Origin of the sequence: Sphingomonas cynarae (genome assembly GCF_039537815.1) — a bacterium.
In the GTDB taxonomy this organism is placed as follows: Bacteria; Pseudomonadota; Alphaproteobacteria; order Sphingomonadales; family Sphingomonadaceae; genus Sphingomonas; species Sphingomonas cynarae.
Map to the genome: position 1 here is coordinate 643,715 of NZ_BAABBF010000001.1, position 25,121 is coordinate 668,835.

The 25,121-nt window shown below is 67.9% G+C and carries 22 protein-coding genes; 10 read left to right on the top strand and 12 right to left on the bottom strand.

Annotated elements, in window-relative coordinates:
- Positions 1 to 90: 90 nt before the first annotated feature.
- Complete coding sequence (locus tag ABD719_RS02975) at positions 91 to 450, top strand: nuclear transport factor 2 family protein (RefSeq protein ID WP_344691874.1); 360 nt, start codon at positions 91 to 93, stop codon at positions 448 to 450.
- A 154-nt stretch (positions 451 to 604) separates the two neighbouring features.
- Here the strand turns inward: ABD719_RS02975 and ABD719_RS02980 are convergent, their stop codons facing one another.
- The 10 genes from ABD719_RS02980 to ABD719_RS03025 all read right to left on the bottom strand — a co-directional run bounded on the left by ABD719_RS02980 (position 605) and on the right by ABD719_RS03025 (position 10,876).
- On the bottom strand, positions 605 to 2,770 hold the full coding sequence (locus ABD719_RS02980) for a sodium-translocating pyrophosphatase (protein WP_344691960.1): 2,166 nt from the start codon (positions 2,768 to 2,770) through the stop codon (positions 605 to 607).
- Between the two features lie 89 nt (positions 2,771 to 2,859).
- Positions 2,860 to 3,780, bottom strand: coding sequence for a thiamine-phosphate kinase (thiL, locus tag ABD719_RS02985; protein WP_344691875.1), 921 nt, complete (start codon positions 3,778 to 3,780; stop codon positions 2,860 to 2,862).
- A gap of 179 nt (positions 3,781 to 3,959) precedes the next feature.
- Complete coding sequence (nusB, locus tag ABD719_RS02990; protein WP_344691876.1) at positions 3,960 to 4,415, bottom strand: transcription antitermination factor NusB; 456 nt, start codon at positions 4,413 to 4,415, stop codon at positions 3,960 to 3,962.
- Between the two features lie 51 nt (positions 4,416 to 4,466).
- Positions 4,467 to 6,338 carry a methyl-accepting chemotaxis protein gene (locus ABD719_RS02995; protein ID WP_344691877.1) on the bottom strand — a complete coding sequence of 624 codons (1,872 nt, stop codon included), beginning with the start codon at positions 6,336 to 6,338 and terminating at the stop codon, positions 4,467 to 4,469.
- A 135-nt stretch (positions 6,339 to 6,473) separates the two neighbouring features.
- Positions 6,474 to 7,769, bottom strand: a complete 1,296-nt coding sequence (gene hisD, locus ABD719_RS03000) for a histidinol dehydrogenase (protein ID WP_344691878.1) — start codon at positions 7,767 to 7,769, stop codon at positions 6,474 to 6,476.
- Complete coding sequence (gene hisG / locus ABD719_RS03005; protein WP_344691961.1) at positions 7,766 to 8,431, bottom strand: ATP phosphoribosyltransferase; 666 nt, start codon at positions 8,429 to 8,431, stop codon at positions 7,766 to 7,768. The genes hisD and hisG overlap by 4 nt, the downstream gene beginning before the upstream one ends.
- 93 nt (positions 8,432 to 8,524) lie before the next feature.
- On the bottom strand, positions 8,525 to 9,403 hold the full coding sequence (locus ABD719_RS03010; RefSeq protein WP_344691879.1) for an alpha/beta fold hydrolase: 879 nt from the start codon (positions 9,401 to 9,403) through the stop codon (positions 8,525 to 8,527).
- Positions 9,400 to 9,855 (bottom strand): NUDIX hydrolase, encoded by a 456-nt coding sequence (locus ABD719_RS03015; RefSeq protein ID WP_344691962.1) that lies wholly within the window; start codon positions 9,853 to 9,855, stop codon positions 9,400 to 9,402. Before ABD719_RS03015 ends, ABD719_RS03010 begins: the two co-directional genes overlap by 4 nt.
- Entirely contained in the window at positions 9,855 to 10,562 is a 708-nt protein-coding gene (locus ABD719_RS03020; protein WP_344691880.1) for a glutathione S-transferase, read from the bottom strand. The genes ABD719_RS03015 and ABD719_RS03020 overlap by 1 nt, the downstream gene beginning before the upstream one ends.
- A gap of 29 nt (positions 10,563 to 10,591) precedes the next feature.
- Positions 10,592 to 10,876 (bottom strand): BolA family protein, encoded by a 285-nt coding sequence (locus ABD719_RS03025; RefSeq protein WP_344691882.1) that lies wholly within the window; start codon positions 10,874 to 10,876, stop codon positions 10,592 to 10,594.
- Between the two features lie 36 nt (positions 10,877 to 10,912).
- Here ABD719_RS03025 and ABD719_RS03030 point away from each other — a divergent pair, with 36 nt between their 5' ends.
- Positions 10,913 to 11,521 (top strand): J domain-containing protein, encoded by a 609-nt coding sequence (locus ABD719_RS03030; RefSeq protein ID WP_344691883.1) that lies wholly within the window; start codon positions 10,913 to 10,915, stop codon positions 11,519 to 11,521.
- Positions 11,522 to 11,539: 18 nt separating this feature from the next.
- On the opposite strand, the gene ABD719_RS03035 is transcribed toward ABD719_RS03030, so the two are convergent.
- Complete coding sequence (locus ABD719_RS03035) at positions 11,540 to 12,265, bottom strand: PEPxxWA-CTERM sorting domain-containing protein (RefSeq protein WP_344691885.1); 726 nt, start codon at positions 12,263 to 12,265, stop codon at positions 11,540 to 11,542.
- 223 nt (positions 12,266 to 12,488) lie between these two features.
- Between ABD719_RS03035 and cobS the strand changes: the two genes are divergently transcribed.
- The 8 genes from cobS (at position 12,489) to ABD719_RS03070 (ending at position 20,326) form a co-directional block, all read left to right on the top strand.
- Positions 12,489 to 13,508, top strand: coding sequence for a cobaltochelatase subunit CobS (cobS, locus tag ABD719_RS03040; protein WP_344691963.1), 1,020 nt, complete (start codon positions 12,489 to 12,491; stop codon positions 13,506 to 13,508).
- Between the two features lie 70 nt (positions 13,509 to 13,578).
- A complete protein-coding gene (locus tag ABD719_RS18670; RefSeq protein WP_425567101.1) occupies positions 13,579 to 13,887 on the top strand; it encodes a nucleotidyltransferase family protein in 309 nt (102 codons plus the stop codon).
- A complete protein-coding gene (locus ABD719_RS03045; RefSeq protein WP_344691886.1) occupies positions 13,806 to 14,147 on the top strand; it encodes a HepT-like ribonuclease domain-containing protein in 342 nt (113 codons plus the stop codon). The genes ABD719_RS18670 and ABD719_RS03045 overlap by 82 nt, the downstream gene beginning before the upstream one ends.
- A complete protein-coding gene (gene cobT / locus ABD719_RS03050) occupies positions 14,147 to 15,973 on the top strand; it encodes a cobaltochelatase subunit CobT (RefSeq protein WP_344691887.1) in 1,827 nt (608 codons plus the stop codon). Before ABD719_RS03045 ends, cobT begins: the two co-directional genes overlap by 1 nt.
- A gap of 3 nt (positions 15,974 to 15,976) precedes the next feature.
- Positions 15,977 to 16,276, top strand: a complete 300-nt coding sequence (locus ABD719_RS03055; RefSeq protein ID WP_344691888.1) for a ribbon-helix-helix domain-containing protein — start codon at positions 15,977 to 15,979, stop codon at positions 16,274 to 16,276.
- 57 nt (positions 16,277 to 16,333) lie between these two features.
- Positions 16,334 to 18,841 carry a TonB-dependent receptor gene (locus tag ABD719_RS03060; protein WP_344691889.1) on the top strand — a complete coding sequence of 836 codons (2,508 nt, stop codon included), beginning with the start codon at positions 16,334 to 16,336 and terminating at the stop codon, positions 18,839 to 18,841.
- A gap of 70 nt (positions 18,842 to 18,911) precedes the next feature.
- Positions 18,912 to 19,595 (top strand): Fe2+-dependent dioxygenase, encoded by a 684-nt coding sequence (locus ABD719_RS03065; protein WP_344691890.1) that lies wholly within the window; start codon positions 18,912 to 18,914, stop codon positions 19,593 to 19,595.
- A 26-nt stretch (positions 19,596 to 19,621) separates the two neighbouring features.
- Positions 19,622 to 20,326, top strand: a complete 705-nt coding sequence (locus ABD719_RS03070) for a hypothetical protein (RefSeq protein ID WP_344691891.1) — start codon at positions 19,622 to 19,624, stop codon at positions 20,324 to 20,326.
- Positions 20,327 to 20,501: 175 nt separating this feature from the next.
- On the opposite strand, the gene ABD719_RS03075 is transcribed toward ABD719_RS03070, so the two are convergent.
- Positions 20,502 to 25,121 carry an NAD-glutamate dehydrogenase domain-containing protein gene (locus tag ABD719_RS03075; protein WP_344691892.1) on the bottom strand — a complete coding sequence of 1,540 codons (4,620 nt, stop codon included), beginning with the start codon at positions 25,119 to 25,121 and terminating at the stop codon, positions 20,502 to 20,504.

The following is a 25,121-nucleotide window of genomic DNA, read 5'->3' on the forward strand; positions in this document are numbered from 1 at the left end:
CATCACGGATGATCGCATCGGTCGCGATGCTGGCGGCGTCACCGGTCGCGGCGCAGGACAGGACGGCGCAGGACGGCGCAGGATGGGGCGGTGCAGGCGCTGGTCGACCGGTTCGAGGACGCACGCACGCGGTTCGATCCGGTCGCGCTCGCCGCGACGCTGGCGCCGGATTACGAGGAGGTCTCGCCGATCGGCACGGTCGATCCACGCGCGGCGGTGCTGGGCTTCTACGCCCCTGCCGCGCGGAGGCCGGCGCCGGAGATGACCGCCGACGACACCGTCGTGCGCGCCAGCGGCGACATGGCGCTGGTCACGCGTCGCCAGTCCTTCACGCTACCTGGCGGCGTCACCCGGTCGATCCGCGTCCGCTATGTCGCGCGGCGGGCTGGGGGCCGCTGGCAATTGCTGTCCGCGCAATACACCCCGATCCCGCCCGCTCCGGCGCGATAAGGGAAGGGATGACATCGGCCTGATCCATCCCGCTCGCCATGACGAACATCTGGATCAACCTCATGTCATCCCGCTCTAACGGGCCGGACAACAGGAGGTCCGACCCCCTGTAGGATGCGACTTTCGTGACTTTCCGGTGTGACTTTCCGGCCGCCTACACCCCCGCCGACAGTACCGCCAGCAACAGCAACGCGACGATATTCGTGATCTTTATCATGGGGTTGACCGCCGGGCCGGCGGTGTCCTTGTACGGATCGCCCACCGTGTCGCCGGTCACCGCCGCCTTGTGCGCCTCCGATCCCTTGCCGCCGTGATTGCCGTCCTCGATATATTTCTTGGCATTGTCCCACGCGCCGCCGCCGCTGGTCATCGAGATCGCTACGAACAGCCCCGACACGATCACGCCCAGCAGCATGGCCCCCAGCGCCGCGAAGCCCGATGCCTGTCCCGCCACCGCGGTGATGATGAAATACAGTGCGATCGGCGACACGACCGGCAACAGCGACGGCACGATCATCTCGCGGATCGCGGCGCGCGTCACCAGATCGACGGTGCGGCCGTAATCCGGCCGGCTGGTGCCTGCCATGATGCCGGGATTGTCGCGGAACTGCCCGCGCACCTCTTCCACCACCGCGCCCGCCGCGCGGCCGACCGCCGTCATCCCGAACGCCCCGAACAGATAGGGCAGCAGCGCGCCGAGTAGCAGCCCGACGATCACATACGGGTTGGACAGGCTGAAATCGACCGTCACGTCGGGGAAATAGGTCTGCAGGTCGGTGGTGTACGCCCCGAACAGCACCAGCGCGGCGAGGCCGGCGGAGCCGATCGCATAGCCCTTGGTCACCGCCTTGGTCGTGTTGCCCACCGCGTCCAGCGCATCGGTACGCGCCCGCACATCGTCGGGCAGGCCCGCCATCTCGGCGATGCCGCCCGCATTGTCGGTGACGGGGCCATAGGCATCCAGTGCCACCACCATCCCCGCCAGCGCCAGCATCGCGGTCGCGGCGAAGGCGATGCCGATGATCCCCGCCAGTTGATAGGTGGCGACCACCGCCACCACGATCACCAGCGTCGGCAACGCGGTCGATTCCAGCGAGATGGCGAGGCCCTGGATCACGTTGGTGCCGTGGCCCGTCTCGCTCGCCTTCGCGATCGACTTGACCGGGCGGTAATTGGTGCCGGTGTAATATTCGGTGATCCACACGATCAGCCCGGTCACCGCCAGCCCGATCAACATGCACCAGAACAGGTCCATGCCCGTAAAGCGCGCGCCCACGGTCTGCGCCCCCACCGTCAGCGCGTCGTCGCCCGCGTCGAGGAAGCCCGCGCCGCCGATCACCGCGTTCATGTCGCCCAATGTCCACTGCGTCGCCCAGTAGATCGCCGGGATCGACAGCAGCGCCGTCGTCCAGAACCCCTTGTACAGCGCGCCCATGATCGTGCCCCCCTTTCCATTTTTTATGGGGCCCAGCCGCACCGCATAGGTGCCGATGATCGACGTGATGATGCACACGCCCCCCACCGCCAGCGGCAGCGTCATCAGCCGCATCAGATCGGCGGCGTCGGTGCGGATCAGCAGCGCGATCGAGATCATCGTCACGCCCAGCGTCACCACATAGGTTTCGAACAGGTCGGCGGCCATCCCGGCGCAGTCGCCGACATTGTCGCCGACGTTATCGGCGATCACCGCGGGGTTGCGGGGATCGTCCTCGGGGATACCCGCCTCCACCTTGCCGACCAGATCGGCGCCGACATCGGCCGCCTTGGTGAAGATGCCGCCGCCCAGCCGCGCGAAGATCGAGATGAGGGACGCGCCGAACGCCAGCGCGGTCAGCGCCTCCACGATCACCCGGTCGCCCGGCGCCAGTCCCGACGGCCCGGTCAGATACCAGAAGAAGGATGCGATCGACAGCAGCCCCAGCCCCGCCACCAGCATCCCCGTGACGGCGCCGGAGCGGAACGCGGTGGTCAGCCCCCCCTGCAACGAGGTCCGCGCCGCCTCCGCCGTCCGCACGTTGGCGCGTACCGAGATGTTCATCCCGACATAGCCCGCCACGCCCGACAGCACCGCGCCGATCACGAAGCCAATCGTCGAAATCCACCCCAGCGTCACTGCCAGGATCGCGGCGACCACGCAGCCGACGATCGCGATGGTGGTGTATTGCCGGCCCAGATACGCCTTGGCGCCTTCCTGGATCGCGGCGGCGATGTCCTGCATCCGGGCATCGCCCGCGGGCTGGCGCAGGATCTGCGCGCTGGTGAAGATACCGTAGATCACGGCGATAACACCGCAGATCATGGCGAGATAGACCGTCGTCATCCGCTGCTCCTTCTCCTGCCCGCGATCCGCCATCGTGGGCGAGTCCGTCGGGATCGTGGAAGGTTATCCCTTTCGAAGGTCTGCGCAAGTCAAACGGCGGCACCATGTTCCCAGCCGATCCGCGCCGGCAGCGGAACGGGTTCGCCGTCATGATGCAGCGTCAGCCCGGCCCCCGCCGCCAGCGTGCCGACGCGCGTCACGGGCAGGGCATCGGGCAGGGGCGGCGGCGTCCAGTCGGGATCGGCGGCGAACAGCAACTCGTAATCGTCCCCCGCGGTCGCCGCCGCCAGTCGGTCGTCGCGATCCTCTCCGCGCCACCTGACATAGGCCGCCGACAGCGGCACCGCACCCAGATCGATCGCCACCGCCAGTCCGCTCGCCGCGGCGATCCGCGCCGCATCGATCAGCAGCCCGTCCGACACGTCCGCCATCGCACGGACATGCGGCGCGATCACCCGCCCCGCCGCCAGCCGCGGCTGCGGCCGGCGATAGGCGGCGAGCAGCGCGGCAGGACCCGCGCGTCCTTGCGCGATGGCCAGCCCCGCCCCGGCGTCGCCGATCGTCCCCGTCACCCACAGCGCATCGCCCGCCCGCGCCCCGGTGCGGGACGGGGCGGGCGCATCGCGGCCGATCGCGGTGCAGCTCAGCACCCGCGCCGCGCCCACCGGCAGCGACACGGTATCCCCCCCGATCAGCGACACCGCGAACGCCGCCAGCACCCCGCGCAATCCGTTCAGGAAGCCACGATCCCAGTCATCCGCCGACAGCGGCACATTCAGCATCACCCCCTCGACCGCCGCACCCTTGGCGGCCAGATCGGACAGGTTCGCCGCCACCAGTTTCCACGCCACGTCGGCGGCGGGATCGGTGGCGAGGAAATGAACCCCCTCCACCAGCGTATCGGTGGTCAGCACGAAACCACCGATCACCGCCGCATCGTCCCGCAGCCCACGTGCTCCGGGATGAAGGGGCAGGGTGCGGAGCGCGGCCAGGAATTCGGGTTCGTTCACTCGCTTCCCCCTTTCCGCCACCCGCAAAGAAAAAGCGTCCGCCAACCATTATACGCCACCCCGGCGGAGGCCGGGGCCCAGTTGGAAAGGCGGCGGTAAATCATCGCGAACCCTCGCCCAACTGGACCCCGGCCTTCGCCGGGGTGGTGGCAAAAGTACATGATTCCGTCAGACGACGCTCAGGAACGCGCCTCCTTGGCGATCGCATCGAGCAACCCGTTCACGAAGCCCGATTCGCGCTTCTCGTAGAAAGCATGGGCGACATCGACATATTCGCTGATGACCGCGCCGACCGGCACATCGCCGCGCGCCAGCAATTCATAGGTGCCGGCACGCAGGATCGCCTTCATCGGCTTGTCGAGCCGCACGAGCGTCCAGCCCGTCGCCAGCTTCCCCTCGATCAACAGGTCGATCTCGCCGGCGCGCGCGGTCGCGCCCTTGACCAGATCGTCGAAGAAATCGACGTCCGCCTCGGCATATTCGACATCCTCGATCGTCGCGCCGATCCGATGCTGATGGAATTCATGCAGGAGAGAGGGGATCACCGTCCCCTCCATCTCATGCTGATACAGCGCCTGGACGGCGGCAAGACGGGCGGCGGCACGCGCTTTGGTACGGGCAGAGGTACGGGACATGCAGGTGCCTGTAGGCGGATGCGACGGATGTGTCAGCCCCGGCCGACGCCGCTAAAAATGCCGCCAGTCGTCGCCGATGCCGGTTGACGCCATCGGCGATACCCCGATCGGCGAAGAAAGCACGGCAGGCCGTGGCCGTGCGGTGGCAGCGGGCGGCGGCGGGAAGGCCGACAGGGAGTGGCGGGGGGCGGGGCGTCGCGTCGCGGCCGGATCGATGACGAAACGGCCGGCCTGATCGGCAAGCTGCCCGACTTCACCCGCCAGATTGCGCGCGGCGGCGGAGGTTTCCTCGACCATCGCGGCATTCTGCTGGGTCGACTGGTCCATCGTCCCGATCGCCGCCGAAATCTGGGTGATCGCTGCCGACTGCGCCTGGTTGTCCGACGCCATCGTCGCCAGCAGTTCGTGGACCTGCGCGACATCGCCCGAGATGTTGGCAAGCGCGCCGTCGACCTTCGTCACCGCCTCGACCGCAGTGACGATGTCGGTCTGCGTCACCGTCAGCTGGTCGCGTGCCCGCTTGGCTTCCTCCTCGGCACGCATCGCCAGCGCCGACACCAGATCGGCGACGACTGCGAAACCACGCCCGGCATCGCCCGCCCGGCCCGCCTCGACCGCCGCGTTCATCGCCAGCACGCGGGTCTGGAACGCGATCTTGTCCAGCCCCTCGATGACGCTGTCGATGCCCTTGGCGCTGTCGCTGACGCGACCCATCGCCTGCACCGCCTCGTCCGCCACCGCGCGGCCACCACCGACCGTGGCGATCGCCTGATCGGCGCGATCGACGGTATGGCCGGCCGCGACGGCGGATGCCTTCAGCCGATCGTCGATCTGCGCGATCGACGCCGTCGTCTCCTCCAGCGAGGCGGCGTTGCTCTCGGTGCGGCGTGCCAGGTCTTCGGACGCCTGCGCGATCTCGCCCGAGCCGGTACGGATCGCGGTCGCACTCTCCGAGACCGACCCGATCAGGTCGCGCAGGTTGGTCAAGGCCGCATTGAAATCGTGTCGGACGGGTTCGTATTCGGTGGGAAAAGCATCGACCAGCTTATGGGTGAGATCGCCGTTGGCGATCGCGCCGATCGCGAGGCGCAGGTCGCCCGTGACCTGGCGTACCGTCGCGGCGTCCCGTTCCTCGGCAAGGCTTCGCTCGACCGCATGGGCGCGGAACACCTCGCACGCGCGGGCCATGCGTCCGATCTCGTCCTGCTGTTCCTGATAGGGGATCGTGGTGTCCTCCCGGTTGCAGGCCAGCGCGTCCATCGTGGCGGCCAGATGATGGATCGGCTGGCTGATGCTGCGGCGTGAGACGATGAAGGTGAACAGCCACACCACCGCCACCGCCACGCCGATCAGGATCGACACGATCTGTGCGATCCGGTTGGCTTCCTCCGCATGGCTCGTCACCTGACCGGCGATATTCAACTGTTCGTCAACGAGATCGCCGATCGCGGCGGAAACCGGATCGGTTGCGGGATAGAGTCGATCGACGACGAACGTGTCCAGCCCGGCCCGGTCGGTCTGGCGCAGGATACGCTGCAACCTGTCGAGGTCCGCATCGGCCACCGCCATCGTCCGCCGGGCCGTTTCCATCAGCCGCTTTTCATGGCCGGTGATCGACGTTGCCGTATAGTTGCGCCAATGGGTATCGATCCGGGCACGTCCCGCCGCGACCGACCGTTCGGCCTCTGCCCAGGTCATGCCGCCGTTGCGGGCCTTGTGCGAGGCGTCGACGATCGTCACGGCATAGGCATCGGCGATGATCTTCAGGTCACGCATCGGCTCGATGCGATCTACCAGCAGCGTCTGGAATGCCGCCTGATTACGAACCAGCCCCACTTGCAGCATGGCCAGCATCACCACGAACGCCACCGCAAACAGGCTTAGGCAGAGGAGCAGTTTTGCTTTGATGGTATAATGCGACATCGATCCCCCGGGGAGCCCTTGGATCGATGCATTATAGGTGGGCCGACCTCTATCGGTTCGGTTTCAGCCATATTGGTTATGTTTCTGGAATTACGGCCTTGTTATCGGTGGGGTGACCGACGGGGATGGTAGTTCCTACCGGTTCAACCGCAATCGCAACGCCACCGATCGCGCATGGGCGGGCAGGCCCTCCGCTTCCGCCAGCGCCACCGTTGCCGGGCCGAGCTCGGCGAGCGCGGTTTCGTCCAGCCCCAGGAAGCTGGTGCGCTTCATGAAGTCCAGCACCGACAGGCCACTGGCGAAGCGGGCGCGGCGGCCGGTGGGGAGGACGTGGTTGGGGCCGGCGACGTAATCGCCGATCGCCTCGGGCGTGTGGCGGCCCAGGAACACGCTGCCGGCATGGCGCACCCGGTCGAACAGCGCCTGCGGATCGTCCACCGCCAGTTGCAGATGCTCGGGGGCGAGGCGATCGACCAGCGGCATCGCCTCCGCCAGCGTCGGCACCACGACGATCGCGCCGTTCGCCTCCCATGCGATCCGCGCCACCGCACCGGTCGCCAGCGTATCCAGTTGCCGCTCCACCGCGGCGGCGACCGCATCGGCATAGGCACCATCGTCGGTGAACAGGATCGATTGCGTCGTCACGTCGTGCTCTGCCTGGCTGAGCAGGTCGGCGGCGGTCCATTCCGGGTCGTTCAGCGCATCGGCGACGACGACGATCTCCGATGGCCCCGCTACCATGTCGATGCCGACGACGCCGTAGAGCTGGCGCTTGGCCTCCGCCACCCACGCATTGCCGGGGCCGGTTACGACATCGACCGGCGCGAGATCGCCCGCGCCGTACGCCAGCGCGGCGATGCCCTGCGCGCCGCCGATCCGCCATACCTCGTCGATTCCGGCCAGATGCGCGGCGGCGAGGACGAGATGGTTGATCTGCCCGTCCGGCGTCGGCGTCACCATTGCCAGCCGGCCGACGCCCGCCACCTTGGCGGGTATCGCATTCATCAGCAGCGACGAAGGGTAGGCGGCCCGCCCGCCCGGCACGTACAACCCGGCCGCATCCACCGGCCGCCACCGCGCGCCGAGGCGGACGCCGGCCGCGTCGACATAATCGGTGTCGGCGGGTTTCTGCCGCTCGTGATAGGCGCGGATGCGGGTGGCGGCGAGATCGAGCGCACGGGCGAGGCCGGGTTCCAGCGCCGCATAGGCGGCGGCGCATTCGGCGGGATCGACCCGCCAGCCGGTGACGTCGAGATCGTGGCGGTCGAGCCGCAGCGTCAGGTCGCGCACCGCCGCCGCGCCGCGCGCGCGCACATCGGCGACGATCGCGGCGACGTCGCGGGCGACATCGGTGGAGGATTCGCGGCGATCCTCGACCAGCGCGGTGAAGGCGTCGGCGAAGCCCGGCGCGGTGGCGTCGAGGCGGATCATGCCGCCACCTGCCTGTCCGAGACAATGCGGCGGAACGCCTCGACCAGCGGTACCACGTCGCCGCGCGTCTTCATCGCCGCGCGGTTGACGACCAGACGACTGGTCACGTTCATGATCCGCTCCACCTCGACCAGTCCGTTCTCCTTCAGCGTGCGGCCCGACGAGACGAGATCGACGATGCGCGGCGCCAGGCCGAGCGTCGGCGCGAGTTCCATCGCCCCGTTCAGCTTGACGCATTCCGCCTGCACGCCGCGCCGCGCGAAATGGCTTTGCGTGACGTGCGGATATTTGGTCGCGACACGGACATGGCTCCATCCGCGCGGATCGTCCTGCGCCGCCAGCGCGACCGGTTCGGCGACCGACAGGCGGCAGTGCCCGATGCCGAGATCGACCGGCGCGTACAGTTCCGAATAGGCGAACTCCGCCAGCACGTCGGACCCAACGATGCCCAGTTGCGCGGCGCCGTGCGCGACGAAGGTGGCGACGTCGAACGCGCGGACGCGGATCAGCTCGATCGCCGGATCGTCGGTGGCGAAGCGCAGCGCGCGGCTGTCCTCGTCCGAAAAGGCGGCTTCGGGATGGATACCGGCGGCGGCCAGCAGCGGCAACGCTTCGGACAGGATGCGCCCCTTGGGCACGGCGATGATGAGCGGGCGGGGCACGGTATCGGACACGAGGGGCGCCTTATCGGGACGGGCAGGGGGGCGCAATGTCGCGCCGTATTGATGTTCCATTAACGTTCCACGTGGAACCGCTCAGATGTTCCACCGCCGCATCGCCGCCGCCACCGCCGCCGGATTTTGCCACGGTACGAAATGACCGGCATCGACGCATTCGATCGTCAGGTCGGGCACCAGCGCGTCCAGCCCCTCCAGTTGCACCGGCAGCAGCGCCTTGTCCTGCGTGCCCCATATCACCAACGTCGGTTGCGTCACCGGCGGGAAGGCGGCGTCGAGAAAGGCGGGGCGGGGCGGCTCCTCCCCCGGTGCGGGGACGATGATCTGCGAGGCGCGGTACCAGTTGAGCATCGCGGTCATCGCGCCGGGCTGGCTCCATTCGTCCAGATAGGCTGCCTTGTCCGCCCCGCCGATCACGCCGGTGATGTGCTGCGCGAAGCTGGTCGCGAAGAAGCGTTCCAGCCCCGCGCCGACCAGCCCCTTGTCCAGCCCGGTGTCGCGGAACCGGGTGATGTACTGGCTGGCGGCACGCTGCGCGGGATCGTCGAACAGCGACCGCTGGAAGACCAGCGGATGCGGGGCATTGACGATTACCAGCCGCCCGATCCGGTCGGGATGGCCGAGCGCCGCCATCCACGCCACCGCGCCGCCCCAGTCGTGCCCGACCAGCGTGAAGCGGCCGATCCCCAGCGCGTCCGCCAGTGCCAGCAGATCGGCGACGATCCGGTCGGGGGCGTAATCCTCGACCTGCGGCGGCTTGGACGAGCGGGCATAGCCACGTTGATCGGGCGCCACGACGCGGTGATCGCGTGCCAGATCGGGGACGATGTCGCGCCATGTCCGGTGCGATTCGGGAAAGCCGTGAAGCAGGATCACCGCCGGCGCATCCTCCTGCCCGGCGAGCTGCACGTCGAGTTCGACCCCGGTGGACAGGGCAATGCGGGTGAGATCGGTCATGCTGGCATCTCCGTCGGGTCGGTGGCGGCTAGCAGGTCGAGCAGGTCGACCGGAAAGATCGGTTCGGGATGCGCCGCCACCTCGTCACGGGTGAACCAACGCCATTGCGTCATGACCCGGCGTTCCAGCGGGGTGTGACCGGTGGTGACGACCTCGTGCGCGTCGACATCGACGCGGAAGTAGCGCTCGTCGGCGTCGACCTCCACGCCCTCCAGCGTCAGGAATTCGACCTGGCGGCGCGCGACCTCCGCCCCGCAGTCGCGCGACAGGCCGACCTCCTCGGCCAGTTCGCGCCGGGCGGCCTGTGCATAGCTTTCGCCGGGATCGACCGCGCCGCCCGGCGTCACCCAGAAGGGCGGGCGATCGGCGGGGTCGAACCGGAACAGCAGCACGCGTCCCCGTCCGTCGACCAGCAGGATGCGCGCGGCGGGGCGGGAACGGCGTGGTACAATCACGCGGCGTCGAGCTCCAGATAGTGGCGGAAGATGCCATCCTCGTTGAAGGGCAGGCGACGATCGCTTCTCAGATAGGCGCGGACCCCGGGCAACGCGGCGACCGCGTCATGCAGGCGGATGATGGCGGGATAGTCCGGCTCCAGCGTCGCCATGCGCTGCGGGAACATATAGCGCAGCCCCGCGACCAACTGGAACAGCGAGGTATCGGCATAGGTCCAGTGATGGTCGATCAGCCAGTCGCCGGGCGTGTCGCGGATCGCGGCATCGAACCAGTCGAGGAACTTGGGCAGCCGTTCGTCGCGGAACTGCGTGGCGGCGCGGATCGCCTCGGCCCGCTGGTCCTCGTAATAATCGCCGGTGGCGATCGGGTGATGGACGGCGTGAACCTCCGCGACGATGTCGGTGATGGTCAGCTGGATCTGGTTCAGCCACAACCGGTCGCGCATCCCGGACGGGACGATGCCGTGCCTTTCCCCCAAGAACATCAGGATGTTCGGCACCTGTGCGACGACCAGCCCCTCGCTCGCCAGATAGGGCGCGGCAAAGGGAGTGCGCCCCCGTCGTGCCGCCAGGTCAGCAATCAGGGCCTCCGCGCCCATCCGGCGCGCGCAATCGTCATAGTCGAGGCCCATCGCCTCCATCGCCAACCGCACGAATTCGCCCCGGCCCGGGATGTCCGGCCAGTACCATAGCTCATACGCCATCTCCGGCCCCCTCCCTTTTCAGCGTCCTGTCATCCATCCGGGGCGCTGGCGCGGATCGCCAGCGCGTGAATGCGGGTAGCCAACAGATCGGCGAGCGCATTGTTCACCAGTCGTTGCCGCGCGACGCGATTGAGTCCTGCAAAAGCAACGCTTTCCACTGTCACGCTGAAATGCGTCTCGCCGGTGCCGTCGTCGCCCATATGGCCGCGATGCTGCGCACTGTCGTTCGAGACGGCGAGGTGGGTCGGGGCGAGCGCGGCGCGCAGTCGATCGGCGATGATCCGGTCGAGCGGTTCGGTGGCGGTGCTGGTCATCGCCCCTATATAGCCGGTTTTGGCGCAGGGAGCGACGTGGCGGATCGGAACGACAGGAAGGAACGGCCATCGCCCCGGTTTCACGGCCGGATCGAGGGAACGGGTCGGGTATGCGAGGCACCGGGGTGCGCGGAACCGGGCGAGTTCCGCGCACCCCCACTGGAAGGCGCGGGCGATGGCGGCGGCCCCCCCAGGTTCCGCTGGATGTGTCTGGACCATGTCCGCGCGTTCAACAGCCGCTATAATTTCTTCGACGGGATGACCGCCGACGAGATTCATCACGCGCAGCGGCCGCTGGCGGGATGGGAACGAGAAACGCGTGCCTTCGCACGGGCGGGCGGCGGCGATCAGGGGCCGCGCTGGTCGGATTTTTCCGATCCCCTCGATGCGATCGGCGCGCGTTTCCGTCGCGAGACGGCACCGGAGCGGACCGATGGCAAGCCGCTGAGCGGGCAGGACCGGGCGAGCCTGAAGATACTGGGACTGGCGGCGAGCGCCGACCGGTCGGCGTTGCGCAAACGCTATTCGGAACTGGTGCGGCGGTATCATCCCGATCGCAACGGCGGTGATCGCAGCCATGAGGACATGTTGCAAAAGGTGATCGCAGCCTATCAGCAGCTGCGGCAGGCGCCGGCATTCGCGTGAACGCCGGCGGGCGGGGCGTCAGGCGGTGGCGGGCATCATCGATGGCCGCCGCCGACGCAAGCCGGTCGCGATCGCGCCGAAGCCCAGGATCATCATCATCCAGCCGGCCGGTTCCGGCACCGCACTGACATCGTCGCCGAAGCTGGCGACGGTGGCGGTGCCGCTCAACGAGCGGCTGAAGTCGACGGTCGCATCACTGTCGCCGGTGCGCGTGAAACCGGCGAAGAAGTCGAAGGTCGATCCGCCCGCCAGCAGGGCGGCCAGAAACGCGTCATCCGAACCGCCGAACGGAACCGCGAACCCCTGATTGCCGATGCCCGTGGCGTAGCCGGTTGTCACGTCGCCTACGACCATCTCGTTCCGCTGGAAGAAACTGACGGCGTTATTGCCCGCGTCCGTCGTGCGGGCCAGCATCACGCCGGCACCGCGTAGTTCGCCGGCCAGCCCGAAACCGGCGGCCAGGTCGTCATGCCCCGGCTCGCGATCGGCGGTGCCGGTGGCCGACAGCAGACGGATGGTCTGGGACGGCGTCTGGATTTCCTGGTCGAGCGTCAGTGGGCCGAAGCGATAGGTCTGGCTGAACCGGAACGGTGCGAAGCCGGTGCAATCGGCGTTGCCGGTCACGTCGCAGGCTGTGACCGCGACATCGAACGTTACACGGGATGCGGCCTGCGCGGCCGATCCGGCACCCCATGCCAAGGTGGCGGCCGCGACCAAGCGCCCGATGCGCGATATTCGTGTCATGTTCGATTCCCCCCAGAACAGCCCGCGCTCTACAGGATCGCCCGCGCATTGCCATCGCGGCGCGGACGGTGCTGCCCCGGATCGGGACATGATGGCCAGGAAGGAACAGTTTTCCCGACGACAGCCGTAACCCGCGCCTTTCGCCCGATGGTCGTGCGATAATGACAGACGACGATGTTGAGTCGGGAGCGTCGCTTCGCCTAAGGCGTTAGGCGACATGACCATGACCGACATCCCCGACACCCGCCCCGGCGCCGCGCCTTCCGACACGCGCGAGACGACGATCCTCGACGCGCCCGACCAGATGGCGAGCGTGCGCGACCTGTTCGGTATCGACAGCGACATGGAGGTGCCCGCCTTCTCCGTGGCGGACGAACGCGTGCCCGATCTCGATCCCGCCTATGTGTTCGACCCGGATACGACGCTGGCAGTGCTGGCGGGCTTCGCCTTCAATCGGCGGGTGATGGTGCAGGGCTATCACGGCACCGGCAAGTCGACGCATATCGAACAAGTTGCCGCCCGGCTGAAATGGCCGTGCATCCGCATCAACCTCGACGCGCATATCAGCCGCATCGATCTGGTCGGGCGTGACGCGATCGTGCTGCGCGACGGCCAGCAGGTGACCGAGTTCCGTGAGGGCCTGCTTCCCTGGGCGCTCCAGACGCCGACCGCCTTGGTGTTCGACGAATATGATGCCGGCCGGCCCGACGTGATGTTCGTGATCCAGCGCGTGCTGGAGACGGAGGGCAAGCTGACGCTGCTCGACCAGAACCGCGTGATCCGCCCCAGCCCGTGGTTCCGCCTGTTCGCGACCGCCAACACGGTGGGGCTGGGCGATACCAGCGGCCTCTATCACGGCACGCAGCAGATCAATCAGGGCCAGATGGACCGGTGGAACATCGTCGTCACGCTCAACTATCTGCCCGCGGCGGTCGAGGCGCAGATCGTGCTGGCGAAATCGGGCGAATACGACAAGCCGGATGGCAAGAAGCAGGTCGATGCGATGGTCCGCGTCGCCGACCTGACGCGCAAGGGCTTCGTCAATGGCGACATCTCGACCGTGATGAGCCCGCGCACCGTCATCACCTGGGCGCAAAACACGCTGATTTTCAAGGACGTCGGCTTCGCGTTCCGACTGAGCTTCCTCAACAAGTGCGACGAGGCGGAACGGCCGCTGGTGGCGGAATATTACCAGCGCGTGTTCGGCAAGGATCTGCCGGAGAGCGTGGTTGGCAAGGCTTGAGGAACGGCGCGTCATGTTGCGGACCGAAGCAGTGGCGCAGCTCAGGACGCATCAGACACCGTTGTACGCAATGGGGATCGAGCATGTAGCGCTGTTCGGCTCTACCGCGCGTAACGACGCATATGAGGACTCCGATCTCGATCTTGCCGTTAAATTGCGACCGGACATGAGGCTCGGCTGGGATTTCTTCACGCTGGACGAGCGGGTCGCGGCAGTGTTTAGGCGCCGCGGTGAACATCGTGACGGAACCGGTGGATCGACCCAGACTGCAAGCCGAGATCGATCGGGACTGCATCGATGCTTTCTAGAAAAGCGGCGCTGCGGCTTCAGGACATCATTGAAGACGTCGATCGTATCGCGATGTTCATCGACGGCATGAGCCTTTCCGCGTTCCGTGCGGATGAGCGAACCATGTTCGCGGTTGCGTGTCTGCCTCAACGCATCACCGAGGCCGCGATCCAGATCGAATCTGACGATGCCGTTCTGCTGGGACCGGATTTGCCGATCGTAAAGATGCGGGCGCTGGGCAATCGCCTGCGGCACGAATATCGTTATATTGACGCTGTCATCATTTTTGACCTTGCGAGGGTCGAAGTACCACTGGCGCGTGCGGCTGCCGAACTGGCATTAGAGGATTGATGGCGAACGAAACTCCTCTCGACCGGTTCAAGGCGGTACTCGGCGGTGCAGCGCGTGCGTTGGCGGACGAGGCGGAGGTGGAACTGGCCTTCACCGCGGACGCGCCGGTGCAGTCGGGCAAGCATCTGAAGGTGCCGATGCCGGCGCGGGCGCTGCCGGCGGATCAGGTGGCGGAAGCGCGCGGCTTCGCCGATGCGTTCGCGCTGCGGCTGCGGTTGCACGATACGGCGATGCATCAGCGGGGCGCGCCGGCGGAGCCGGTGGCTCGCGCGGTGTTCGACGCGATGGAGACCGCGCGGATCGAGGCGCTGGGGTCGCGCGGCTATGACGGGATCGGCGACAATCTGGCGCAGGCGCTGGATGCCAAGATGCGGGCCGACCCGATCACGCGGGCGCGGTCGCGTGCGGAAGTGCCGTTGCCCACTGCGCTGCATCTGCTGGTGCGCGAGGCGCTGACCGGGCGGGAGGCGCCGGCGGTGACCGCGCCGGGACTGGCGCTGGTCCGCGACTGGGTGGCAGACAAGGCCGACCTGTCCGCGTTGGCACTGGCGCTGGACGACCAGCGGGCGTTCCAGACGCTGGCGACGCGGATGCTGGTCGATCTCGAACTGGTCGAAGGGCAGGAGCAGCCCGACGAGACCGACGAGGGCGACAGCGACGAGGAAGGCGAGGCCGAGAACGAGGCGGACGACGATACCGACGACGCGGAAGACGGCGGCCAGAGCGACGGCGAGGTCGAGGCACGCGGCGAGCAGAGCGAGGCGGACGGCGACGAGGGCGAGTCCGACGAGATGGGCGACGACGCACCCGACGACGATATGGACGGCGAACCCGGCGACGAGGGCGAGGAGGGGATGCAACCCGTCCGCCCCAATCGGCCCCCGGCCGATACGGGTCCGCAGTTCGACTACAAGCCATGGACGACGCAGTTCGACGAGGTGGTGACCGCCGCGGACCTGTGCGACGCGGAAGAACTGACGCGGCTGCGCGGCTATCTGGATCAGCAACTGGCGCATCTGCAATCGGCGGTGTCGAAACTGGCCAACCGGTTGCAACGGCGGCTGATGGCGCAGCAGAGCCGGGCCTGGGATTTCGATCAGGAGGAGGGGATGCTGGATGCCGCGCGCCTCGCCCGTGTCGTCACCAGCCCCGGGCAGTCGCTGAGCTACAAGATCGAGCGCGAGACGGATTTCCGCGACACGGTGGTGACGCTGCTGATCGACAATTCGGGATCGATGCGGGGGCGGCCGATCTCGATCGCAGCGATCTCCGCCGACATCCTCGCCCGCACGCTGGAGCGGTGCGGGGTGAAGACCGAGATTCTCGGCTTCACCACCCGCGCGTGGAAGGGCGGGCAAAGCCGGGAAACATGGCTGGCGGCGGGGCGGCCGCCGCAGCCGGGCCGGCTGAACGACCTTCGCCACATCGTGTATAAAAAGGCGGATGAGCCGTGGCGGCGCGCGCGCACCGCGCTGGGCCTGATGATGCGTGAGGGATTGCTGAAGGAGAATATCGACGGCGAGGCGCTGATGTGGGCGCACAGCCGGCTGATCGCGCGGCCCGAGGAGCGGCGCATCCTGATGGTGATCTCCGACGGTGCGCCGGTCGACGATTCGACGCTGTCGGTCAACTCGGGCAGCTATCTGGAAAAGCATCTGCGGCAGGTGATCGGCTGGATCGAGAGCAAGAGCCCGGTCGAACTGGTCGCGATCGGCATCGGCCACGACGTGACGCGATATTATGCGCGGGCGGTGACGATCATGGATGCCGAGCAACTGGGCGGGACGATCATCGAACAGCTGGCGAGCCTGTTCGACACCGACTGAGCAATGCGCGCATCCCCCCCGATCGCAACGCCAGTGGGTGGGTTCGCCGGACCGGTGAAGCGGTCGATCACGATCGCGGGGCACCAGACCTCGATCAGTCTCGAACCGCTGTTCTGGCAGGCGCTGGAGGCGGCGGCGGCGGCCCGGGCCCTGCCGCTGTCGGCGCTGGTCGCGCAAATCGACGCGCTGCGCATCGGCGGCGTCGATCCTCCCAATCTGGCCAGTGCGCTGCGAACGTGGCTGATCGCGGACCTGACGGCGGACAGTACAATTCGCGACAATGATGAAAGCGGTTCGCAATAGCATTGACAGTGCGAACGACTCTCAATAGCTGATCCCTCAAGCTCAAGGGGGTTTTCAGTGTCCAAGTCATCCGCGTCGTTCCTTGCCCTGTCATGCGTTGGTTTCATCGCTTCCGCGCCGGCCTATGCCGCTGATCCGGTTGACAAGGCCGCCATCGCCGCAGCCGCGGCCGCCGATGCGCAGCGCCGCACCGCGACGGGCGTCGACAGCGACCGCAGCCGCGATGACGACATCATCGTCACAGGCGAGATGGAGCGGACGGTGGAAAGCCCCAAGGCGACGCGCGCGCTGCTCGATACGCCGCAGACGATCACCGTCATCGGCGACCAGACGATCCGCAAGCAGAACCTGCTGACGCTGCGCGACGTGTTGCAGACCGTACCCGGCATCACCTTCGGCGCGGGCGAGGGCGGTGGCGGCTATGGCGATTCGATCAACCTGCGCGGCTATTCCGCGAACAACGACATCACCATCGACGGGGTGCGCGATACCGCGCAATACAGCCGCTCGGAGACGTTCAACCTGCAACAGGTCGAGGTCTATAACGGCGCTAACACGGTGTTCAGCGGGTCCGGTTCGGTCGGCGGCAACATCAACCTCGTCACCAAGGTGCCGCAGACGACCGACCTTACCGTGGCCGGGTTCGGCATCGGCAGCGACGGTTATTACCGTGCGACGCTGGACAGCAACGTCCGCGTGAACGATCTGGTCGCGGTGCGGCTGAACGCGGTCGGCCACAAGAACCGCATCCCCGGTCGCGACGTGGAGCGCAACCGGCGCTGGGGCGTGGCGCCGTCGGTGACGATCGGTATCGACAGCCCGACCAGCCTGACGCTGCAATATCTGCATCAGGAAGACGACAATACACCGGTGTACGGCGTCCCCTATTATCGTAACGCGGTGAATGACGGGCCGCTGCCCGGCATCGACGGCAACGACAGCGCCTATTACGGCATCCGCAATCTCGATGCGCAGGATATCACGGTCGATCAGGCGACCGCGCGCTTCGCCCATGCCTTTTCCGATACGCTGTCGATCCGCAACCTGACCCGCTGGCAGCGCGTGCGACAGGATTCGACGACCAGTGCGCCCCAGGGCGTCTTCTGCCTGGGTAACGGATTTCAGCCGCTGCCGGCCAGCGCGCTCGCCACAACCGCGCTGATCTGCCCCGCTGCGACCGCGACCGCCACGGCGCAGAACCGGCCCAATACCTATTATCCGTCCGGTCCGCGCGGCTTCGTCCGCAACCAGCTGAACCAGCTATTGTACAACCAGACCGATCTGCGCGCGTCGTTCGATACGTTCGGGCTGGCGCACACGTTCGTTTTGGGTGCGTCGTTTGCATGGGAAGATTATCATATCCTCACTGGCAACACGCTGCGTACCGCCGCTGGTGCGACGGTGGCACAACCGCCGATCGACCTGACCAACCCGAACACCGTCTATACCGGCCCGGTGAACTTCATCCCGTCCGGCCGGTCGGAGGGCGGGAATACCAATGCCGCCGTCTATGCGTTCGACACGATCGCGCTGCTGCCGCAACTGGAACTGAGTCTCGGCGGCCGGTACGAGCATAACAAGGTCGATTTCCGCGCAGACACTTTCTCGGTCGTGGTGGGGCCGGCGCTGGGCACCTATGCGCGCGGGGCGGATCAGGTAAGCGACGAGAAGCTGTTCTCGTACCGTGCCGGGCTGAACTTCAAGCCGACGCCGGACACCAGTATCTATGTCTCCTACGGCAATTCGAAGACGCCGACCTCCGCCAGCGTGCGCGCCGGATGCGGCACGCTGATCGTCGCCGCCAACGGACAGGTGGGTGACCCGTGCGCCGTCCAGCCGGAAACCGCGAAGAATTACGAGGCGGGGGTGAAGGCCGACCTGTTCGGTCGACGCCTGCAACTGACTGCGGCCGCGTTCCGCAACGATCGCACCGGATACAGGGTGGCGACCAACGATCCGATCATCCCCACCTTGCAGGTGACGGACGGACGCAGCCGGGTAGAGGGCATCGCGCTGGGCGCAACGGGCAACATCACCAAGGCGTGGTCGATCTTCGCCAACTACACCTATCTGGATGGCAAAATCCGGCAATCGGTGTCCGACTTCTGTCTCGCCAATCCGGGGCGGCTGGTGACGACCACGACGGGCACGACCGTCACCGTCACCAACCCGTGCGGCAACACCGCCGCCATTCCCGACGTGCAGGCGGGGCAGCCGATCGGTAACAACCCGCGCCATTCGGGCAGCCTGTTCACCACCTATCAGCTGCCGTTCGGGGTGCAGATCGGATATGGCCTGACCTATCAGGGCAGCTTCCTGCTCAATAACCGGGCGCTGGTGGCACCGACCAATCTTACTTCGACCGCGGTGACCCCGATCTTCCGGTCGGAAGACTATCTGTTCCACCGGCTGTTCCTGTCCTGGTCGCCGGTCGAGCGGATCACCGCGCAGGTCAACGTCCAGAACCTGACCAACGAACGCTATTTCACCTCGATCCGCAACAATGGCTGGGCGACCCCCGGCGATGCGCGGGCGGTGCAGGCGTCGCTGTTCTACAGCTTCTGAACCGACTACTTCTGCTCGTTCCCGTCCCCCGGAAGGCGTCGGGGGCGGGCAGGAGACGATAAGGTCCATCATGCTGATCGCGATCCCCGATGTTCTGGATGCCGCCGGCGTGGTGCGGGTTCGCGCGCTGATCGACGCGGCCGAGTGGGTCGACGGCAACGTCACCTCCGGCCCGCAGGCGGCACTGGCGAAGCGCAACCGGCAATTGCCGGAGGACTCAGCGGCGGCGCGCGAGGCGGGGGGGCTGGTGCTCGACGCGCTGGGCCGGTCGCCACTGTTCGTCGCCGCGGCGCTGCCGCTCAAGGTGTTTCCACCGCTGTTCAACCGTTATGCCGGCGGACAGGATTTCGGCCTGCACGTCGACAATGCGATCCGGATGAAGCGCGGCACCGATTTCCGCATCCGCAGCGACCTGTCGGCGACGTTGTTCTTGGAGGACCCGGCCGCCTATGACGGCGGCGAGTTGGTGATCGAAGACCAGTTCGGTCCGCAGGTGGTGAAGCTGCCCGCCGGGCACCTAGTCCTCTATCCCGCCTCCAGCCTGCACCGGGTGACGCCGGTCACGCGCGGCGAGCGGACCGCCAGCTTCTTCTGGCTGCAATCGATGGTCCGCGACGATGGCGAGCGGCGGACGTTGTTCGAACTGGATCGTGCGGTTCAGACCGTCGCCGCCGACCGGGGGCAGGGGGATGCGGCGGTGGTGCAACTGACCGGTATCTACCACAATCTGCTGCGGCGCTGGGCCGACGCCTGAAGCGCATGGACTCAAGGCCGCCCGTCGTGCAGCGGCGGAGCATGGCGCGGACGGCGAAACGGAAGGCGAAGCGGAAGCGGGATCGCACCCGGCGGCTGTCGATCATCGCGCTGCTGCTGCTGTGGCTGGGCGGTGTCATGCTGCTGTGGCCCGCGCCGATCGACCGGCTGATCCATCCTGCGCGGTTCGCGACGACGGGCCGGGCGCTGCTGCCGCCCGGTGCCTATCCGGCGGCGGCGCGGGCACGGCTGCGACCGGACGACCGGATCGGCGAACTGATCCTGCCGCGGGACGGTGGGCCGGTGATCGTGGTGGCGGGGGCATCGCGGGTGTGGCTCGATCCGCCGACGGCGCGCGTGCTGGCGGTGGATCGCGGCGATCCCGTTGACGACACGGTGAATGTCGAGCCCGCGCAAGGCGTGGCGACGGTGGTGATGCGGGCGCAGGCGGTGGCGCGGGGCAAGGTATCGCATGTGGTGTGGCCCGGCGCGGGGCCGGGCCAACCCGATTGGCTGGTGACGCTGACCGACCATGGTCGCGAGACGATCGTGAAGGTGGCCGACGATACCACGCGCGGCGGTGCCGCCATCGCACGGGCGGGTCGCTGGCAGGGGCGCGGTGTCGATGATGCGCTGCGGTGGCTGCTACTGGCGGCTCCGGTCGTGCCGATAGCCATCATCGGTTGGCGATGGGGGCGGAGAAGATCGGCAAAGCCGGTTCGCCGCAGATAACCGCGCGCCCAGCTTCCCCTCGGTCGTTACCGAGATATGCTTCACCCGCCCAAAGCTACCAACCAGGCGGGGGCCGGGGTCCAGTCGGGTAACCGTCTGCGATGACGAACTGTCGCCCTCCCAACTGGGCCCCGGCCTCCGCCGGGGGGCAGGGAGCGGGGCGGGTGTCGCCGCCTTACCGCCCCAGCAACACCCGTGCCTGTCCGGCCACCTGTGCCAGCATCGCCGCACTGGGTTGGGGGGCGAGGCGGGCGCGGTCCATCATCGCGGCGAACTGGCCGACGCGACGGTCATTGTCGGTCAGCCATGTCTCGATCGCGGCCTGCGGATCGGTGCCGGCGGTGCGGGCAAGGAAGCCAAGGCGCAACTGCTCGAACTCGCGCACCAGGCCCGCGACCAGCAGCCGTTCCCACGGATCGCCCGGCGACAGGCGGGTGGCATGGCCCTGCGCCCAGTCCAGCCCCAGCGCCTGACCCAGCCTGGTATAGGCGCGGGTGAGCGGTGCCTCGTCCAGCCCCAGCCGGACGCCGAGATCGGCGAGGCCGACCGCGCCGTCCAGTTCGAACAGCCGTACGACGCGTGCGACCAGATCAGTGGGGGCACCGGTGGCCGCCAGCTGGTCGGCGATCCGCTGGCCATGTGTGCGCACCTCGTCGAGCAACAGCGTATCGGTCTGTCGGTCGAGCTGGGCGATCCCGTTCGCCAGCCGGTCGATCACCTCTTGCGGCGGGGTGCCGGGGGTGGCGATGCGAAGCAGATCAGCGATATGCGAGCGGACCGCGAGCGCGGTTTCCTCGAACAGCGCGATCCGCGCGGGTTCGGGCATCGCGACGGCATCGATATCCGCCCATAGCGTGCCGAGCCCGAACAGTCGTTCCGCGACGACGAACATGCGCGCGATGTCGGACAGGTCGACGCCTTCCTCCTCCGCCAGTTCGAATGCGGGCAGTGGCCCCAGCCGGTTGACGAGGCGGTTGGCGATCTTGGTCGCGACGATCTCGCCGCGCAGCCGGTGTTCGTCGATCGCGATGGCGAACCGGTTGCGCATCGCGGCCGGGAAGGCGGCGTGAAGATCGGGGGCGAGGGCGGGATCGAGACCCAAGCCGCTTTTCTCGATCGCGTCCTGCAAGGCGAGCTTGGCGGTGGCGAGCAACACCGCGAGTTCGGGACGGGTGAGGCCATGGCCTTCCTGCCCCCGGCGTAGCAGATCCTCATTGCCGGCCAGCCCCTCGACCTGGCGGTCGAGCCGGCCCGACGCCTCGAATATCTCGATCGCGCGAACGTGGCGGGGCGTCGCCTCCGCGCCGGTGGCCTCGGCGATCGACAGCGCCAGCGTCTGGAGGCGGTTGTCCTCCAGCACGAGGTGCGCGACATCGTCGGTCATCGACACGAGCAGGGCGTTGCGATCCGCCTCCGCCAGCCGGCCGTCGTTCATCTCGCGGTTGAGCGCGATCTTGATGTTCACCTCGTTGTCCGAACAGTCGACGCCCGCCGAATTGTCGATGAAGTCGGTGTTGATCCGCCCGCCCGCTGCCGCGAAGGCGATGCGCGCGGCCTGGGTGACGCCCAGATTCGCGCCCTCGCCGATCGCGGTGACGCGCAGGTCCCCCGCATTCACCCGCAGGCGATCGTTGGCGGGATCGCCGACCGCGGCGTTGTTCTCCGCCGCCGCCTTCACATAGGTGCCGATACCGCCGAACCAGAGCAGGTCGGCGGGTGCCTTCAGGATCGCGGCGATCAGCGCGGCGGGTTCGAGGCTGGTCGCCTCGATCCCCAGGGCGGCGCGGACTTCCGGCGTGATCACGATCTGCTTGGCGCCGCGGCTGTGGATGCCGCCACCCGCCGATAGCGGCGCGGCGTAATCCGCCCAGGACGAGCGCGGCAGCGCGAACAGGCGGGCACGCTCCGCGAACGACACGGCGGCGTCGGGGTTCGGGTCGAGGAAGATGTGGCGGTGGTCGAACGCGGCGACCAGCCGGATCGTCTCCGACAGCAACATGCCGTTGCCGAACACATCGCCCGACATGTCGCCACAGCCGACGACGGTGACCGGATCGGTCTGCACGTCCACGCCGCGTTCGGCGAAGTGGCGCTGCACCGAAACCCATGCCCCCTTGGCGGTGATGCCCATCGCCTTGTGATCGTAGCCCTGGCTGCCGCCGCTGGCGAAGGCGTCGCCCAGCCAGAAGTCGCGTTCGAGGGCGAGCGCGTTGGCGACATCGCTGAAGGTCGCGGTACCCTTGTCCGCCGCGACGACGAAATAGGGGTCCTCGCCGTCCAGCACGCGGACATGCGCCGGATGCACCACCGCGCCGCCGACGATGTTGTCGGTGATCGACAGCAGCGAGCGGATGAAGATGCGGTAGCTTTCCGTCCCCTCCGCCAGCCACGCGTCGCGATCGGTGGCGGGGGAGGGCAGTTGCTTGGGATAGAAGCCGCCCTTCGCGCCGGTCGGTACGATGACGGCGTTCTTCACCCGCTGCGCCTTCATCAGGCCAAGGATTTCGACGCGGAAGTCGTCGCGACGGTCCGACCAGCGCAGGCCGCCGCGGGCGACCGGGCCGGCGCGCAGGTGGATGCCTTCGACCCGCGGTGAATAGACCCACACCTCGCGCCACGGCACGGGCGCGGGCAGGCCGGGGATCAGGTGACTGTCGAGCTTGAACGCCAAGGCTTCCGATGCGGCGGGGGCGAAGGCGTTGGTGCGCAGCGTCGCCGCCACCACGGCATGGAGCGCGCGCAGGATACGGTCATCGTCGATCGCCGATACGGCGTCGAGCCCGGTGAGGATCGCCGCCTCACCCGCCTCGATATCGCCCGACCCGGCCGGATCGTGAGCGGCGGCGAAGCGGGCGACGAGCGCGCGCGCGACATCAGGCGCGCGGCGGAGCGCATCGACCACGGTGGCGAGGCCATAGGTCAGCCCCGCCTGCCGCAGATAGCGGAACCACGCGCGCAGCAGCAGCACCGACGATGGCGCCAGCCCGACCTCGACGATCAGGCGGTTGAAACCGTCATTCTCCGCATCGCTGCGCAGCACCGCAGCGATCGCGCCCTCCAGCACGGCGGGATCGGTATTGGTGGTGGGGATTTCGACCACGAAATCATGCACGAAGGCGTCGCCCGCCCCGATGGTGAGATCGCGCAGCCGGGTGGGCAGTTCGCCGATCACGCGGAATCCGAAATTCTCCAGTACTGGCACCGCATCCGACAGTGCGAGCGCACCGCCCAGCTTGTAGATTTTTAACTGGCGGTCGGCCGTCGGATCGCCGTCGGCGGGGATCAGGCGGACGCCGCGCGCCTCCGGCGTCTCCAGTGCGGCCAGCCGCTGGATATCGATCGCCGCCTCCGCCGCGGTCGACACGTTGCGGTAGTTCTGCGGGAAGGCCCCGGCCCAGCGCAGCGCCAGTCGCGCGGCACGGGCGGCGGGCAGCGTCTCGGCCAGCGTGGCCTCGACATCGGGCACCCAGCCGCGCACCATTCGCTCGATCCGCTGGCCGAGCGGCGCGACATCGGGAGCGGGAGCACGCGGATCCCGCGGGTCGAGCATGTAACGAAGAAGCGCGACCTGCCCGTCCTCCAGCGCGATCGACCAGTTCAGCACCTCCGCATCCGCCACTTCGGCGAACATCTCGCCGATCGCGACGCGGCGGCCGGTGGTCACGTCGTCGCGCGGCAACCACACAAAGGCGTTGAGATGGCGGCCGAGCGGCGAGCGGACCAGTACCACCGCCGGGCGCGGACGATCCGCGATCGACATCGCGGTCAGTGCCAGTTCCTCCAGCTGATCGGGATCGAAGCCGGCGACCAGATCGTGCGGCAAGGCGGTCAGCGCATGGGTCAGCGCCTTGCCGGTATGGCCGCGAGGATCGAAGCCGAACTTTTCCTCCAGCGCGGTCAGGCGCGTGCGCAGTACCGGCACGGTGCGCGGATCGGCGGCAAGCGCGGCGCTGGTCCACAGCCCGGCATGGATCGACAGGCCGGTGACGTGGCCGCCCGCCATCACCGGCATCACCACCAGATCGAGGGGCACAGCCCTGTGGACGCGCGCGAGCAGGTTGGATTTCAGCAGCAGCGGCGACTGGCCGCCGCCCTCGAACCATTCGATCGCCAGCTTGCGCGACGCCTCTGCCAGGATCGGGCGGGGTTGCGGGTTGCAGGCGATGCCCAGCACCGCGACAGGCGCGGCATCGTCGCTGGCCAGATCGCGATGTTCGTGGCCCAGCAGCGTGAACTTGCCGTCGAGGAACCAGCGCAGCAGCGCCGCGCCCTCACCCGACCAGAGCGCGTCGGCATCGCGCGACATCGCCTGACGCATCGCTCCCCAGTCCGCCACCGCGGCCCGCACATCGGCCAGCGCGGCGTCGAGCGCGGCGGTCAGTTCGCGCCGGTCGCGCGCGTCGGCCCGCTCCAGCTCCAGATAGATCATCGATTCGTGGGCGGCACCGTTGCCGACCTCGACCAGCTGGCCCTGGTCGTCGCGGGTGACGGGCACGACGGGATGGATGATGCGGTGGATCGCGATATCCAGCCCAACGATCGCCGCGGCGATCGAATCGACCAGGAAGGGCATGTCGTCGTTGACGATCGCGACGCGCATGCGACGGCGGACATCGTCGGTCGCGATCGGCTCCAGCGCGATCACCGGTTGGCCGGGCGCGCGCACCGCGCCGGTGGTCGCGACGAAGGCGGCAGCGGTCGCCACCTCCTCGGGTCCGAAATCGCGCAATTCCGCCGGAAGCGCGCCGATGGTCAGCCGGGCGGCAAGCGCAGCTGCGATGTTGTCCTTCTCCAT